The sequence below is a fragment of the Phytohabitans sp. LZ39 genome, assembly GCF_059359075.1.
Genome location: NZ_JCADBM010000014.1, coordinates 133,546 through 149,342, shown reverse-complemented (window position 1 = coordinate 149,342; position 15,797 = coordinate 133,546). Strand labels below are relative to the sequence as shown.

Genomic DNA, 15,797 nt, shown 5'->3' with positions numbered 1-15,797 from the left:
GCCCGCAACTCAAGGGATCTCGTGGACCGCCCGCAGGTGGGCCAGGACGGCGAGGACGCGGCGGTGCCCGTCCTCGCTCTCCGGGATGTCCAGCTTGACGAGGATGTGGCGGACGTGCGCCTCGACGGTGCGTTCGCTGACGACGAGCCGGCCGGCGATGCCGGTGTTGGTCAGGCCCTGCGCCATCAGCTCCAGCACGCCCCGCTCCCGCTCCGACAGCCTGGCGAGGGGTCCACCGTGTACCGGCGCGACGAGGTGCGCGACCACGCGCGGCTCCAGCGCCGAGCCGCCGTTCGCGACGCGTTCGGCGGTGGCCAGGAAGTCGCCGACCTCCAGCACCCGGTCCTTCAGCAGGTAGCCGAAGCCCTCGCGGGTGGCGAGCGTCATCGCGTGCGCGGTCTCGATGTGCTGGGAGAGCAGGAGCACGCCCACCGCGGGGTGGTGCTCCTTGATGGTGGCGGCGGCGCGGGCGCCCTCGTCGGTGAACGTGGGCGGCATCCGGATGTCCAGCACCACGAGGTCGGGCCCGGTTGCCGCGACCGTCGACAGTAGACCCTCCGCGTCGGCGTGGGTGGCCGCCACCTCGTGACCGCCGTCGCGGAACAGGCGGGCGAGGCCCTCGCGCAGCAGGGCCTGGTCTTCGGCGATCACCACACGCATGGAAACTCCGCGGTCAGGACAGTGCCGCGTCCCGGCACGCTGTCGACGGTGAGCCTGCCACCCTGGGTGGCGACCCGATCGGAGAGGCCGGTCAGGCCGGAGCCGTCGCGCGGGTGGGCGCCGCCGACCCCGTCGTCGGCGACGCGGACGACGAGCGTGTCCCGGTCGCGGCCGGCGCTGAGCACGATCGCGGTGGCGCGGGCGTGCTTGACCGCGTTGGTGAGGCCCTCGCAGGCCGTGAAGTACGCGGCGGTCTCCACCTCCGCCGGGAAGCGGTCGGCGGTCGTGTCGACCCGCACCGGCAGCGGCGCGCGCCGGGCCAGCTCGCGCAGCGCCGGCCCCAACCCGCCGTCGAGGTGGGCCGGCCGAAGGCCCTGCGCCAGCTCGCGCAGCTCGTCGATCGCCACCGTGATCTCGGCGATCGCCCCGTCGAGGGTCTGGCGCGCCTCGGGGTTGGTGCCGTCGAGGGCGTGCTGCGCGTGCCGCAGCGCCAGCCCGATCGACACCAGGCGCTGCTGGGCGCCGTCGTGCAGGTCGCGTTCGATCCGGCGGCGCTCGGCGTCGGCCACCGCGACGATCCGCGCCCGGGAGGCGCCGACCTCGGCCAGCTGGCGGCGCAGCTCGACCCGCAGCCGGGCCATCTCCACGGCCAGCGCGCCCGCGTCGACGAGCGTCGGCAGCAGCGCCCGCACCCGCTCGGACGGGGCGCCGACCAGCACCTCGCCGAGCGTGGTGCCGCCCCGCCGGATCGGCCACCGGTCGCGCCCGTCGTCGCGGTGCCCGGCGATCGGCCGGCCACGCAGGTCGACGACGCCGTCCGGAAGGTTGATCCGCACGTCGAGGTCGCCGACCTCGACCGCCTCGCGGAGCACCGTCTCGATCTCCTCGGGGACCGCCCGGCCGGCGCGCAGCCGTTCCAGGAACGTCTCCACCCGCTCGAGCGCCGTGTACCGCGCCCGGTTGAACCGCCGGTCGACCGCGGCCTGGATCCGGTCGCGCAGTGGTTTGAAGGCGACGGCCACCACGAGCGTGGCGCCGGCGGTCGCCCACGGCGACCGGCGCCCGACGACGATGCCCAGCAACAGCACGCTGGCCGCGTAGGCCGCGGCAAGCAGCGCGGTGAGCGCCAGGTAGCCGAGGGTGCGGCTGATGACCAGGTCGATGTCGTACAGCCGGTAGCGCAGGATCGCCACGCAGGTGGCCACCGGCAGCGCGACGAGCGCCACGGCGGCGACCGGCTGGACCAGTGGCGTCACGCCCCACAGCAGCGCCACCGGCGGCAGCAGCGCGGCGGCGAGCCCGGCCCCGAAGACCACCCACTTCAGCTGCTGCCGCTCCACCCCGGTCGCCCGCCGCAGACGCCGAACGAGCGGCACCACGGACAGGACCAGCGAGCCGAGAAACAGCACCATCCCGGCGGCGACCAGCCCGCCAGTCGGTACGGCGGGGATCGCGTACGGGTTGCGCCCGCTCAGGAAGACGTAGTCGATGTCCGGGCTGAGCGCCCAGCCCGGCAGCAGCAGCGCGGCGCCGGCCGCGTTCGCCCACCCGACCGCGCGCCACCGGCTTCGCGGCAGCCGCCCGTCCGGGAAGAGCAGGATCGTGAACACGACCGCCGTCCCGCACGGGATCCAGCTCACCGCGGCGACCCACTCCCCGAACGGCCCGCCCGGCCACCCGTTGGCGGCGGCGCGCAGCCCCCACCCTTGGGCGACATCGCCCGTGATCGCGGTGAAGAGGGCCGTCCCGAGGTACAGCCAGCCGATCGGGTTGCCCGGATGCCGCGAGGCGATCAGCGCTCCGGAGACGGCGAGCGTCAGGACGTAGACGGCGTAGACCACGGTCTCGAACCGCGACTCCAACCCCCACGAGAGCCCGGCGCCGGCGGCCTCCAGCACCAGCGTCGCCGCGCACAACGCCGCCGGGAACACCGCCAGCCGCAAGCCCCTCACCTGCGAAATTCTCCCAACCGCCGGAGCCGCCGGGCAATCGTGCGACCGCTCGTCCCCGATCAGTGCCAGCACTGATCCGCGATTGCGCTCCCGCACCGATGCCCCGCCGGCCCGCCGGTTCCTACGTTTCCGTCAACACCCGAAACCGGAGGGAGAAGGCAATGACCACCTCGATCCGCCGCGGCGCCCTGGCATTCGCCACCGGCGCGGCCGGCACCGCGCTCGCCGGCGCCGTCGTCCAGCTCGCCGTCCAGCCCACCACCGACGTCTCCGACGACAGATGGAGCTACCCGTGGTCCGCCGGCGCGTTCGTCGTCGTGACCGCCGTCTACGCGCTCCTGCACCTGCTCATCGCGGTCGGCCTGGTCGCCTTCGCCCGCGCCGGCGCCACCGGTACCTCCCGCGCCGGACGGGCCGGCACCGCGCTGGCCGTGGCGGGCACGCTGCTGCTGACGCTCGCCGAGCTGGCCTCGATCCCGATCCGCGACGCGGCGATGGACGACACCACCGCGGCCACCGTGGGTTCGATGTTCGGCCTCGGCACGCTGGTCTCCGCCGTCGGTCTGCTGCTGGCCGGGCGGGCGACCCTGAGCGCGGGCGTGTGGCGGGGCTGGCGGCGGTACACCCCGCTCGCGGCCGGGGTCTGGACCACGATCCTGCTCGGCCTCTCGTTCACCAAGGCGCTGCCCGGCGGCGTGGGTGTCTACGGCGCCCTGCTGCTGGCCATGGCCGTCGCGCTCTACACCCAGCCCGCGCCGGCCACCGCCGCGCCGCAGCCGGTCGCCACCCACCGGTGAACCGCGAAACAAATATCAGCACCATACGCATTGACGTTAGTCACATGAAAGTCTGGTGCAAGTGGGGCGTAAGCACGGTTTGCCAATATCGACAGGCGTCGGCAAATAGTGCCTTCGCCCCAACGAAACAAGGAGGAAAAATGGCTCAGGTCGAACTCACGGTGGCGGCCCTTCCCGAAATCGCCATCTCCGAGCAGCGGGCCGCGGGCACGGTCTTCGGCTGAGTATCCCTGATGGAGCTGCATTGGCAGCCCGATCCGTCGAGAGCGCGGCTCGAACGTGCCGCGCTCTCGCGGTTTCTCGGGACTCAATTGGGCAAGGCCTTCGAATGCGATCCGCTGGAGCTCGAACGGGAGATCGGCGGCGACCTCGTGCACCCGGCGTCGATCTCCGTCGGATGGGCGGTGCAGGCCGGACGAACCCCGGCCCTGTCCAGGGCGGACGTGGTCCGCACGATCGTCGAGAGTCGCGACCGGGCGCGGAAGACCGCGGCGGACGGGATGTTCGCGGTCGACCTGGTCCCTCCGGACGACGCCGTCGTAGCGCGCACCGTCGAGCGGCACCAGGCCGACTCGGCCCGCTTCGACGATCTCGAACCAATTACCTTCTACCAGCCGGAAGACCTCGATTTCCGGAAACCTCTCCGCGAGGCGCACAGCTTGGTGGCCACATGTTGGCCGGACATGCTGGAGGAAATGTCGGTAACCTTGTGCTGCCTCACATTCTTCACCGCCGGCATGACGATAGGCTTTACCGATATCTATACGCACGGTATGGTGGGCATCCGCGCCTCGGACCTCTTGCAGCCAGTGGTCCTGGCGGAGGAAATCATCCATGAGTCGTCGCACGTACGGCTCAACGGGCTCCTTTCGAGCACGACCTGCCTGCACGACGACGGCGGCCGGCTGTACCAGACCCCGCTGCGCGAGGACCTCCGCACGGCGGCGGGACTGCTGCACCAGCTGTTCGTCCTCGCGCGGCTGTGCGAGTGGCAGAGCCGGCTGGGCGAGCACGCCATCCCGGAGCGGCTGGCCCAGTCGCGGGAGGACCTGCTCGCGGCCCACGAGACGGCCGCCGCGGAGCTGCCGTTGACCGACGCGGGTCGCGCCCTCGTGGCCACCATCGATCCCCATCGGACGACAGCGGTGTCATGATCCCCGGCCAACCCTCGGCAGTGGCCAGCGCGTCGCTGCCGAGGGACTACCGCAGGTGGTTCCGCGGCACGGCCGTCGCTTCGATCGGGAGCGGCGCGTTCGTGATCGCGTTGCAGTGGGCCGCGACGGCCCATGGGGGCACCGCGGCGGCGACGGTGCTGGCGTGCGGAATCGGCCCCCAGATGGTGCTGCTGATGGTCGGCGGCACCATCGTGGACCGGGTAGGCCCGAAGCGCGTCATGACCACGGCACTCGTGACGATGGTGGTGGTCTCGCTCAGCCTGGCCACCGTAGCGAGGTTTGTCGATACAGCGCTGTGGGTGCTGATCCTGTACAGCACGGTCTCCGGCGTCGTCAACGGGTTCTACCTACCGGCGTCGATGTCGATGGTGCGCCGGCTGGTCGCCGACGACCAGCTCTCCCGCGCCCACGCGACCCAGCAGGCGGGCCTGCGGATGGCGGCCTTCGTCGCGGCGCCACTGGGCGGTGTGCTGGCCTCCGGCGACCTCGCGGTGGCGGCGGTCGTCAACGCGGCGGCCCTCGCGCTCGTCATGGCGACCCTGGCCGCGGTCCGGCCGGCCTTCACGCCGCCACCACCGGCCGACCGCACCCCCGTGGGCGCGCAGCTCCGGGACGGGATCCGGCTCGTCGCGCGCGATCCCCTGCTGCGAACGGCGTTGCTCTTCATGGCCGCGGCGGCGGCGTTCCTCGGCCCGGTCGTGACCCTCTTCGTACCGCTGCTGGTACGGGAGCACGGCTGGGACGCGACGGCCGTCGGATGGCTCATCGGCGCCGAGGGCCTCGCGTTCTTCGTCGTGGCGGCGGCGATCTCGCGTCGCGGGACGGTGCGCCGGCTCGGGGTCGGTGCCGCCGCCGGCATCGTCGTCGCCGGCGCGGGAGCGATCTCGATCGCCCTGATGCCGAACCTCTTCTTCGGCCTCGCCGGCGCGCTGGTGGTCGGAGCGGGATACGGACTCGCCGCCACCCACCTCACTCCCCTGGTCGTCACGGCGTCACCGCCGACGCATCTGTCCCGGACCACGGCCATGATGGGCATCGTGCAGAACGTCGGCATCGTCACCACGTTCTTCGGGTTCGGCGGGCTCGCCGACTCCGTCGGCCCCCGCCCGGTGGCCGTCGTCGACGGACTTTTGCTCGTCGCGGTCGGCGTCCTGGCGGTCACGTCCGGCACGTTGCGCCGGGCCTGACGGTAGGGCGGCTCGTCGTAGCACGGCGCCGCTCGACGTCGGGTCCTGACCGGACGCTACCGGAGCGCGACGACGGTGACCGGGACGCCGTTGAGGGCGGCGTTGCCGGACAGCGCGTCCAGAAACTCGTCGTCGGTGAGGTCGTTGACGCGGGTGTGGCTCCAGCCGTGCGGCAGGCTCACCACGCCGGGCATGATGTCGGCGGTCGCGGCCACTTCGACCTCGACCTCACCCACGCGCGAGGTGACCCGGACCCGTTCGCCGTCGTGCAGGCCGCGGGCGACCAGGTCGTCGGGGTGCATCAGCAGGTGGTGGCGTGGGCGGCCCTTGGTCAGGCGGGGAAAACCGTGCATCCACGAGTTGTTGCTGCGCAGGTGGCGGCGGCCGATCAGGCGCAGCTCGCCGTCCGCGGGCGCGGCCAGCAGCTCGGCGGTGCCGTCGCGGAGCGCGGCCAGCAGCTGCGGCGGGGCGGCGTGCACGCGCTTGTCGGGCGTGTGCAGGGCCGCGGGCAGGCTGGGGCGCAGCGGGCCGAGGTCCACACCGGACGGTCGGCGGCGCAGCGTGCGCAGGCGCAGGCGGTACGGGCCGGTGCGCAGGCCGATCGCGACGAGCTGGTCGGGCCGCAGCCGCATCAGCACGCCGCGGCGCAGGTCGGCGCGGAGCCGCCGTTTCGCGCCGGAGTGGCGCCGGTAGCGGCGGGCCAGCTCGGTGAAGATCTCCCAGTCGTGGCGGGCCCCCTCCGGCTTGGGCAGCACCGGGCCGGAGTAGCGGGCCGTGTTGCGTACCGCGAACGTGTGGAAGATCAGGTCGTAGTGGTCGTGTTCGAGCGCGGTGGTGGGCGGCAGGATGACGTCGGCGTGGCGGGTGGTCTCGTTCACGTAGAAGTCCACCGACACCATGAAGTCCAGGCCGGACAGGGCGCGGTCGAGCTGTGCGCCGTTCGGCGTGGAGAGCACCGGGTTGCCGGCGACCGTGACAAGTGCCCGCACCTGCCCGTCGCCGGGGATCAGGATCTCCTCGGCGAGCGCGGCCACCGGCAGCTCCCCGGCGAACTCGGGCAGCCCGCGCACCCGGCTGCGCCACTTGTCGTAGTGGCCGGGGCCGACGATCCCACCCCCGACGAGGTCGACGGCCGGGCGGGTGAAGAGCGCGCCGCCGCGGCGGTCGATGTTGCCGGTGGCGAGGTTGAGCAGCTGGATCGCCCACTGCGACAGGGCGCCGAAACGCTGGATCGACACGCCGACCCGGCCGTAGGCGGCGGCACCGGCGGCCGCGGCGAACTCCCGCGCGACGCGCCGGATGACGGCGGCGTCGACACCGGTGACCGCGGCGGCGCGTTCGGGCGTGAAGCCGGCGACCGCCGCACGCACCTCGTCGAGGCCGTCGACGCCGGGCGTGGGTGTGGCCGAGCCGTCGGCCAGTACACAGTGGAGCAACGCGAGCAGCAGCGCGGCGTCGGTGCCGGGCCGCACGAAGTGGTGCTCGTCGGCGATCGCCGCGGTCTCGGTGCGGCGCGGGTCGAACACCACCAGCTTGCCGCCGCGCGCCCGCAGGTCGGTGAGGCGGCGCCGCACGTCGGGCACGGTCATGAGGCTGCCGTTGGAGGCGAGCGGGTTGGCGCCGAACACCAGGAAGTAGCTGGTGTGGTCGATGTCTGGGATCGGGATGAGCAGCTGGTGCCCGTAGAGCCAGTGCACGACGAGCTGGTGCGGCAGCTGGTCGACGGAGGTGGCGGAGAAGCGGTTGCGGGTGCGCAGCTGCCCGAGGAAGTGGCGCCCGTGGGTGAGGATGCCGTAGTTGTGCACGCTCGGGTTGCCGAGGTAGACACCGACCGCGTCCGGCCCGTACCGCCGGCGGGTCTCCAGGAGCTTGCGCACGACGAGGTCGTAGGCGTCGTCCCAGGAGATCTCCGCCCAGCCGTCGGCCGTGCGCCGGACCGGTCGCCGCAGGCGGGCCGGGTCGGCCTGGAGGTCGCCCAGCGCGATGGCCTTGGGGCAGATGTGGCCGCGCGACAGCGGGTCGTCGGGGTCGCCGTTGATCGCCGTGATCCGATCGTCTTCCACGGTGAACCGCAGGCCGCAGATCGCCTCGCACAGGTTGCAGGCACCGTGGACCGTCCGGGTGCTACCCATCGACCGATCCTACGTGGGATGCGCCCGCCGGACCGGGGTCGCCAGCGCGAGCGCCGCCACGACCAGGCAGCCGGCGCCGGATACCAGGAACGTGAGGGTCGTGCCGTGGTGCTCGGCCAGCCACGTGAACGCCGCCGCGCCCAGGCCGCCGAGCGAGAAGTGGATCGTCCAGAACGCGGACGTGACCCGGCCCAGCAGGTGCTCCGGCGTGACCTGCTGGCGCAGCGACATCGAACAGATGCCGCCCACGCTCACGCAGGCGAAGTAGGCGCCCATCAGGACACCGACCTCGGCGGGCCGGCTGGTCAGGCTCAGCGCCGCCACCGCGATGCCGGTGACGACCCCCGATCCGATCCAGGTGGCGCCGAAGCCGAGCCGTTCGCGGAGCCGGGCGACGACGAGGGCACCCGTCACCGTGCCCAGCGCGCCGGCGGTCAGCACCAGGCCGATCGTGCCGTCCGGCTGGTCCAGGCCTTGCCGCAGGTGGTAGATGACCACGTCGTCGATGCCGTAGGTCAGCAGGATGACGGCGGTCAGCAGCACGGTCAGCGCGCGCAGGGACGGCTGCCGGAACAGGAACCGCGCGCCGGCCAGGAACTCGTCCCACCGGCCGGCCCGGGCCTCCGGCGCGGCTTCCCGGGCGGGGATGCGGACGAAGAGCAGCAGCAGCGCGGACAAGCCGAAGCTCGCCGCGTCGACGCCGATCGCGGCCGCCGGACCGATCCAGCCGGACACGGCGCCGGCCGCGGCCGGGCCGGCCACCGAGGCGAGGGCGGTGCCGGCGAACAGGCGGCCGTTGGCCCGCGTGACCTCGTCGGCGGAGACCATGCCGCGCACCGCGGTGACGGCCGCGACCTGGAACGTGATGCCGACCGCCGAGGCGAGTGGGAGCAGCACGAACAGCACCCAGATCGGCGGATCCGGGGCCAGCCACACGAGCGGCACCACCGCGAGCAGCAGCATGCGGGCGAGGTCGCAGCCAATCAGCAGCCGCCAGCGGTCGACCCGGTCGACCAGGACGCCGGCGAAGATCCCCGCCACCACCGCCGTCGTGCCCATCGCGCCGGTCAGCAGGCCGGCCTTCGCGACCGAACCAGTCGCGTCGAGGACCAGCAGGGGAACGGCCAGCTGCGTGAACGAGTCGCCCAGCACCGACATGATCTGGGACGCCCAGAAGGCGTGGAAGCTGCGATTGCCCCGCAACGTTCGCGGGGCGACCTGCTGATCCACGCGGCCCAGCGTAACGTCTGCACGTGACCACCTTCATTGACCTCGCGCTGCGCGCGGAGCTGCTGCGCGCGCTGACCGACCTGGGCTACGAGGAGCCCACGCCGATCCAGACCGAGGCGATCCCACCCCTGCTGGAGGGCCGTGACCTGCTCGGGCAGGCGGCGACGGGCACGGGGAAGACGGCCGCGTTCGCGCTGCCGGTGCTCCAGCGGCTGCCCGGCGAGGGGCGGTCCGGCGACCCGGTCGGCCTCGTCCTGGTGCCGACCCGGGAGCTCGCCGTGCAGGTGTCGCAGGCGTTCCACCGGTACGGCCGCGAGCTGGGCGTGCGGGTCCTGCCCATATACGGCGGCCAGCCGATCGGCCGCCAGCTCCAGGCGCTCGACCGCGGCGTCGACATCGTGGTCGCCACGCCGGGCCGCGCGCTCGACCACATGAGCCGCGACACGCTGCGGCTGGGCGGGGTGGCGACCGTGGTGCTCGACGAGGCCGACGAGATGCTCGACATGGGCTTCGCCGAAGACATCGAGGCCATCCTCGAACAGACGCCGGAGGGCCGGCAGACCGTGCTCTTCTCGGCCACGATGCCGCCCCGCATGGCCGCGATCGCCAAGCGGCACCTGCGCGACCCGGTCCGCATCGAGATGGGCCGCGCACCGGTCGCGCCGGGCGAGGCGCCGCCGGTGCGGCAGAGCGCGTACGTGGTCGCCCGCGCGCACAAGCCCGCCGCGCTGGGCCGGGTGCTCGACGTCGAAGCGCCCACCGCCGCGATCGTCTTCTGCCGCACCCGCGAGGAGGTCGACCAGCTCACCGAGACGCTCAACGGCCGCGGCTACCGGGCCGAGGCGCTGCACGGCGGGATGAGCCAGGAGCAGCGCGACCGCGTCATGGGCCGCCTGCGGGCGAGCACCGCCGACCTGCTCATCGCCACCGACGTGGCCGCCCGCGGGCTCGACGTCGAGCAGCTCACCCACGTGGTCAACTACGACGTCCCGTCGGCGCCGGAGGCGTACGTACACCGCGTCGGCCGCGTCGGCCGGGCCGGCCGCGAAGGCGTCGCGATCACCCTCGCCGAGCCGCGCGAACACCGCATGCTCAAGGCCATCGAGCGGGTGACCGGCCAGCGGATCGCCGTCGAGAAGATCCCCACCGTCGCCGACCTGCGCGCCCGCCGCCTGGAGCTGACCCGCGCCGCCCTGCACGAGAGCCTGCTCGCCGACGACGACCTGGAACGCTTCCGGGTCGTGGTGGAGACCCTCACCGACGAGTTCGACATCCTCGACGTGGCGCTGGCCGCGGTGAAGCTCGCCCACGACGCCACCGGCGGCGACGTGGAGGACGAGGAGGAGATCCCGCACGTGCCGGCCCGCTCCCGCGAAGACCGCTCGCCGCGCGCACAGGGCGGCGGCCGCCCCTCCCAGGGTGGTGGCGGCGGCATGACCCGCCTGTTCCTGGGGCTGGGCCGCTCGGCCGGCGTCCGCCCGCAGGACCTTGTCGGCGCCATCGCCGGCGAATCCGGCCTCCGCGGGCGCGACATCGGCGCGATCGAGATCGCGGACCGCTTCTCCCTCGTCGAGGTGCCGGAACGCGCCGCCGAGGAGGTGATCGCCGCCCTCCGCGGCACCACCATCAAGGGCCGCAAGGCCACCGTGCGACGGGAGCGCTACACCCGCCCGCGCTAGCCCATCGCTCCCAGCCGGTCAGGTACCTCGGGGAAAGGCCACCTCGACGTCGAGGCCGCCTTCGGGGCGCGGGGTGACCCGGAGGGCGGCGCCGTGGGCGGCGGCGATGGCGCGCACGATGGCCAGGCCGAGGCCGTGGCCGTCCGGGCCGGTGCGGTCGCGGCCCAGGCGCTGGAACGGCTGGACCAGGCGCTCGACCTCGCCGGGCGGGACGACCGGGCCGGTGTTCCACACCCGGACCAGGCCGCCCGCGCCGGTCGCCGCCGTGCTCACCTCGACCCGGCCGCCGGGCGTGTTGTGGCGCACGGCGTTGTCGACGAGGTTGGCCACGAGCCGCTCCACCAGGCTGGGGTCGCCGGCCGCCGGCGCCGCCGACAGCGCGCTCTCGATCCGGACGCCGCGCCGGTGGGCCTCGGTGCGGCGGGCCGCCACCGCCTCCCGGGCCACCGCCGCGAGGTCGAACGGCTCCCGCCGTTCCACGCCCTGCTCGCCGCTGGCGAGGGTGAGCAGCGCGTTGATGAGGCGTTCCTGGGCGGCGCCGAGCGTGACCACCTCCTGGCAGGCGGCGCGGAGGGTGCCGGTGGTGGCCTTCGGGTCGGCGAGCGCGACCTGGAGCAGCGTCCGCTCGGCGGTGAGCGGGGTGCGCAGCTCGTGCGCGGCGTTGGCGACGAACCGCCGCTGCGACTCGAACGCCGCCTCCAGCCGCGCGAACAGGTCGTCGAGCGTGTGCGCCAGCTCGCCGAACTCGCCGCGGCCGGTGTCGCCGAGCCGCCGGTGCAGGTTGGTGGCGGAGATGTCGCGGGCGGTCGCCACGATCGCGCGCAGCGGCCGAAGGAAGCGGCCGGCGACGAACCAGCCGAGCCCGATCGCGACCACCACGGTCACGACGAAGACGACCGCGTACAGGGTGATGTCCGGCCCCTCCCGCACGCTCGCCTCGGGCGCCGGGCCGCTGCCCACCGGCGCGGAGGAGCTGCTCTGCGCGAACGAGAAGGTCAGCAGCAGGAAGCCGGAGATGAGGAACGGCACGGCGTACAGGAGCACGAGCTGCGTGCGCAGCGTGAGGCGGCCCATCAGGCGGCGCCGATCCGGTATCCGGCCTCGCGCACGGTATGGACGACCGGCGGCTCGCCGAGCTTGGCGCGCAGGCGGCGCACGGTCGTCTTCACCGCGGTCGTGAACGGGTCGGCCGCCTCGTCCCACACCCGTTCCAGCAGCTCCTCGGCGGACACCACCCGCCCGCCGGCGGCCATCAGGCACTCCAGCACCGCGAACTCCTTCGGGCTCAGGTCGAGCCGCCGCCCGCCGCGCACGGCCACGCGGGTGTTCGAGTCGAGGGTCAGGTCGCCGCTCTCCAGGACCGGCGGCAGCACGGTGGTGGGGCGCCGCCCGAGCGCCCGGATCCGCGCCACCAGCTCCGCGAAGTCGAACGGCTTGGGCAGGTAGTCGTCGGCGCCGAGACCGAGCCCGTCGACCCGGTGCTTGACGGTGCTGGCCGCGGTGAGCATCAGCACCCTGCTCGCCGAGTGCGCGGCCACGATCCGCCGGCACACCTCGTCGCCGTGCGTGCCCGGGATGTCGCGGTCGAGCACCACCACGTCGTACCGGGTGACGGCCAGGTGCTCCAGCGCGTCGTCGCCGTCGAGCACCACGTCGACGGCCATGCCCTCGCGGCGCAGCCCGGTGCCGATCGTCCGGGCCAGGATCTCGAAGTCTTCCACCACGAGCACGCGCATGTGCCAACGATGCCAGGCCGAAAGTGTCAACGAGGTGTCGCCGCGCGGCACCGGGCTGACACCGCCCGGGGCGTACAAATCCTGGCCATGGATGACGCGACTATCGAGGTGCGCGGGCTGCGCAAGCGGTACGGGCCGCACCTCGCCCTGGACGGGATGACGTTCACCGTACGGCCGGGCCAGGTGACCGGCTTCGTCGGGCCGAACGGCGCCGGCAAGTCCACGACCATGCGGGTGATCCTCGGCCTGGACCGGCCGGACGGCGGCACCGCGCTGGTGGGCGGGCGGCCGTACCGGAGCCTGCCGTACCCGATGCGGGTGGTCGGCTCGCTGCTCGACGCCGGCGCGCTCCAGCCCAGCCGCACCGCCCGCAACCACCTGCTGTGGCTGGCCCACTCGCAGGGCCTGCCCGCGTCCCGGGTGGACGAGGTGGTCGAGGTGGTCGGGCTCGGCTCGGTGGCCCGGCGGCGGGCCGGCGGCTTCTCGCTCGGCATGCGCCAGCGCCTGGGCATCGCCGCCGCACTGCTCGGCGACCCGGCCGCGATCATGCTGGACGAGCCGTTCAACGGCATGGACCCGGAGGGCATCATCTGGACCCGCGGCTTCCTGCGGGCTCTCGCCGCCGAGGGGCGGGCGGTGCTCGTCTCCAGCCACCTGATGGGCGAGCTCCAGGGCACCGCCGACCACGTGGTGATCGTCGGCCGGGGCCGGGTGATCGCCGACGCGGGCGTCGCCGACCTGCTCAACGCGGCGGCCGGCGGCCGGGTCACCGTGCGGACCACCGCGCCGGTCGCCGGCGCCGTGCTGGCCGAGGCGGGCGGCAGCGTGACACCGGCCGGGCCGGACACGCTGACCGTGTCGGGGCTGGCGGCCGAGGAGGTCATCGGGCTGCTAGGCGCGCGCCGGGTGCCGTTCTCCGAGGTTTCCGCGCACCGGGCCACGCTCGAGGACGCGTACCTGGACCTGACCCGCGACGCGGTCGAATATCGGGGGGCCGCGTCGTGAAAGCACCCCAAAAAAACGCTCCGCTTCGCTCCACGTTTCCCCCGGGGCCCCGCAAAGCGTTCTGGACCGCCGTGCGGGCGGAGTGGACGAAGTTCCGGACCGTGCGCGGCTGGGTGGTCGCGACCGCGGCCGCGGCCGTGGCGATGGTCGGGCTCGGGCTGACCGGGGGCATGAGCGGCTCGTGCGGGCAGCGCGGCCCGGGCTCGGAGTGCGAGCTGCCGGTGGGACCGGACGGCGCGGAGGTGACCGACAGCTTCACCTTCGTGCACCGCCCGCTGACCGGCGACGGCAGCGTCACCGCCCGGGTGGCGTCGATGACCGGCCGGCTGGCCACCGGCCGCGCCGCGCTGCCGCCGTGGGCCAAGGCCGGTCTCATCGTCAAGGACGGCACCCGGCCCGGCTCCAGCTACGCGGCGGTCATGCTCACCGCGGCACACGGGGTACGGATGCAGCACGACTACACGCACGACCGGGCCGGCTCGTCCGGTGGTGGCCCGCGGTGGCTGCGGCTGACCCGGGCCGGCGACACCATCACCGGCGCGGAGTCGGTGGATGGTGCACAGTGGACCGACGTCGGCTCGGTGCGGCTCGACGATCTGCCCTCCACTGTGGAGATCGGACTGTTCGCCACCTCGCCGCAGTACGCGGAGATCGTCAGCGAGTCGATCGGCGGGATGGGCGCGTCCACCGAGCCCAGCCGGATCACCGCCACCTTCGACAGCGTCACCCCCGGCGACGGGTGGACCGAAACGGTCGTCGGGGAGCTGCCCGGGCGGGACAGCCAGTACACAAGGGACGGTGACCTCCACACGCTCACTGGCAGCGGCGACATCGCCCCGGCGGTGTCCGGCGCGGCCGGCCTCGGCACCTCGATCACGGCGACGCTCGTCGGCACGTTCGCGGCCCTGATCGTGATGGTCGTGGTCGGCACGATGATGGCGACCGGCGAGTACCGGCGCGGCCTGATCCGCACCACCCTGGCGGCCACGCCCCACCGCGGCCGGGTGCTGGCCGCGAAGGCCCTGGTGGTCGCGGCGGTGACGTTCGTGACCGGGGTGGTCGCCGCGGCGGTCGTGGTGACGGCCGGGCAGCGGCTGCTGCGCTCCAGCGGCGTGTACGTGCACCCGGTCGGCACCGCCACCGAGCTGCGCGTGATCGCCGGCACGGGCGCGCTGCTCGCGGTCGCCGCGGTGCTCGCGCTGGCCCTCGGCACGCTGCTGCGCCGCGGCACCACCGCGGTCACCGCCGCCGTGGCCACGATCGTGCTGCCGTACCTGCTGGTGATGGCCGCGCTGCCGGTGGACGTCGGGCGGTGGGTGCTGCGGGTGACGCCGGCGGCGGCGTTCGCGCTACAGCAGAGCGCCAAGCAGTACGACCAGGTGGCCAACCTGTACATCCCGCAGGACGGCTACTTCCCGCTGCCGCCGTGGGCCGGCTTCGGGGTGCTGGCCGCGTGGACCGCGGTGGCGCTGGCCGCCGCCGCCTGGCTGCTGCGCCGGAGGGACGCGTGAGACCCTACGTCCGCGCCGAATGGTCGAAGCTGTGGACCGTACCCGGCACCGTGTGGCTGCTGCTGGCCGCCGTGGTGGGTACGGCCGGGTTGGGCGCGGCCGCCTGCTCCCCCGGCGAGTGCGCCGGCGGCGACCCCACCCGCACCAGCCTCACCGGCCTCCACATCGGACAGTGCGTGGTCGCGGTCCTGGCGGTGCTCACGATCGGCGGCGAGTACGCCACCGGCATGATGCGCCTGACGCTGGCCGCCCTCCCCCACCGCCCGGCCGTACTCACCGCCAAGGCGGCCGTCCTCGCGACGGTCGTGCTCCCGGCCGCCGCGGTGGCGGTGCCGGCCTCGCTGCTCGCCGGCGACGGACCGTCCATGACGGACGGCCCGGTGCTCCGCGCGGCGGTGGGCTCGGTGCTGTACCTGCTGCTCGTCGCGCTGCTCGCGCTCGGCGTCGCCACGCTCGTCCGCAACCCGGCGGCGGCCGTCGGCTGCGTGCTCGGCCTGCTCTACCTCTTCCCGATCGTCGCGGCGACGATGGCCGACGAGGACTGGCAGCGCCGCCTGGAGAAGGTCGGCCCGATGAGCGCCGGTCAGTCCATCCAGGCCACCACCGGCCTCGACGACCTGCCGATCGGCCCGTGGGCCGGCCTCGGTGTCGTGGCCCTGTGGGCGGCCGGCGCCCTCCTGGCCGCCGCCCTCGCCCTGCAAACCCGCGACGCCTGAAGGAGCGGGGCTCGGCT

The 15,797-nt window shown here is 73.9% G+C and carries 14 protein-coding genes; 8 read left to right on the top strand and 6 right to left on the bottom strand.

The annotated features are described in order from the left end of the window. Positions 1-9: 9 nt before the first annotated feature. Together AC5L36_RS25980 and AC5L36_RS25975 are read right to left on the bottom strand one after the other, a co-directional pair. Positions 10-660, bottom strand: coding sequence for a response regulator (locus tag AC5L36_RS25980; protein ID WP_441221238.1), 651 nt, complete (start codon positions 658-660; stop codon positions 10-12). Further along, positions 648-2,612, bottom strand: coding sequence for a sensor histidine kinase (locus AC5L36_RS25975; RefSeq protein ID WP_441221236.1), 1,965 nt, complete (start codon positions 2,610-2,612; stop codon positions 648-650). Before AC5L36_RS25975 ends, AC5L36_RS25980 begins: the two co-directional genes overlap by 13 nt. Positions 2,613-2,773: 161 nt before the next feature. Between AC5L36_RS25975 and AC5L36_RS25970 the strand changes: the two genes are divergently transcribed. From AC5L36_RS25970 to AC5L36_RS25955, 4 genes are read left to right on the top strand one after another with little or no spacing between them, the layout of a single operon-like run. Further along, a complete protein-coding gene (locus tag AC5L36_RS25970) occupies positions 2,774-3,409 on the top strand; it encodes a hypothetical protein (RefSeq protein WP_441221234.1) in 636 nt (211 codons plus the stop codon). A gap of 44 nt (positions 3,410-3,453) precedes the next feature. Then, positions 3,454-3,633 carry a hypothetical protein gene (locus tag AC5L36_RS25965; protein ID WP_441221232.1) on the top strand — a complete coding sequence of 60 codons (180 nt, stop codon included), beginning with the start codon at positions 3,454-3,456 and terminating at the stop codon, positions 3,631-3,633. 9 nt (positions 3,634-3,642) lie between these two features. Continuing rightward, positions 3,643-4,563: an aKG-HExxH-type peptide beta-hydroxylase gene (locus AC5L36_RS25960; RefSeq protein ID WP_441221230.1), complete on the top strand. Its 921-nt coding sequence runs from the start codon at positions 3,643-3,645 to the stop codon at positions 4,561-4,563. After that, entirely contained in the window at positions 4,560-5,771 is a 1,212-nt protein-coding gene (locus AC5L36_RS25955) for an MFS transporter (protein ID WP_441221228.1), read from the top strand. The genes AC5L36_RS25960 and AC5L36_RS25955 overlap by 4 nt, the downstream gene beginning before the upstream one ends. A gap of 56 nt (positions 5,772-5,827) precedes the next feature. Here AC5L36_RS25955 and AC5L36_RS25950 read toward each other — a convergent pair whose 3' ends face one another. Next, on the bottom strand, positions 5,828-7,903 hold the full coding sequence (locus AC5L36_RS25950; RefSeq protein WP_441221226.1) for a molybdopterin-dependent oxidoreductase: 2,076 nt from the start codon (positions 7,901-7,903) through the stop codon (positions 5,828-5,830). A gap of 9 nt (positions 7,904-7,912) precedes the next feature. Further along, on the bottom strand, positions 7,913-9,133 hold the full coding sequence (locus tag AC5L36_RS25945) for an MFS transporter (RefSeq protein WP_441221224.1): 1,221 nt from the start codon (positions 9,131-9,133) through the stop codon (positions 7,913-7,915). 23 nt (positions 9,134-9,156) lie between these two features. Between AC5L36_RS25945 and AC5L36_RS25940 the strand changes: the two genes are divergently transcribed. Continuing rightward, positions 9,157-10,812: a DEAD/DEAH box helicase gene (locus tag AC5L36_RS25940; RefSeq protein WP_441221222.1), complete on the top strand. Its 1,656-nt coding sequence runs from the start codon at positions 9,157-9,159 to the stop codon at positions 10,810-10,812. An 18-nt stretch (positions 10,813-10,830) separates the two neighbouring features. Here the strand turns inward: AC5L36_RS25940 and AC5L36_RS25935 are convergent, their stop codons facing one another. Continuing rightward, entirely contained in the window at positions 10,831-11,886 is a 1,056-nt protein-coding gene (locus AC5L36_RS25935) for a sensor histidine kinase (protein WP_441221221.1), read from the bottom strand. Next, the gene (locus AC5L36_RS25930; RefSeq protein WP_441221219.1) at positions 11,886-12,548 is read right to left on the bottom strand and encodes a response regulator transcription factor; all 663 of its coding nucleotides are present in this window, start codon (positions 12,546-12,548) and stop codon (positions 11,886-11,888) included. The genes AC5L36_RS25935 and AC5L36_RS25930 overlap by 1 nt, the downstream gene beginning before the upstream one ends. Positions 12,549-12,635: 87 nt before the next feature. Between AC5L36_RS25930 and AC5L36_RS25925 the strand changes: the two genes are divergently transcribed. From AC5L36_RS25925 to AC5L36_RS25915, 3 genes are all read left to right on the top strand, one after another. Next, on the top strand, positions 12,636-13,553 hold the full coding sequence (locus AC5L36_RS25925) for an ATP-binding cassette domain-containing protein (RefSeq protein ID WP_441221217.1): 918 nt from the start codon (positions 12,636-12,638) through the stop codon (positions 13,551-13,553). A gap of 71 nt (positions 13,554-13,624) precedes the next feature. Beyond that, entirely contained in the window at positions 13,625-15,064 is a 1,440-nt protein-coding gene (locus AC5L36_RS25920; protein WP_441221215.1) for an ABC transporter permease subunit, read from the top strand. Then, positions 15,061-15,780, top strand: a complete 720-nt coding sequence (locus AC5L36_RS25915; protein WP_441221213.1) for an ABC transporter permease — start codon at positions 15,061-15,063, stop codon at positions 15,778-15,780. Before AC5L36_RS25920 ends, AC5L36_RS25915 begins: the two co-directional genes overlap by 4 nt. The last annotated feature ends 17 nt before the right edge of the window (positions 15,781-15,797 follow it).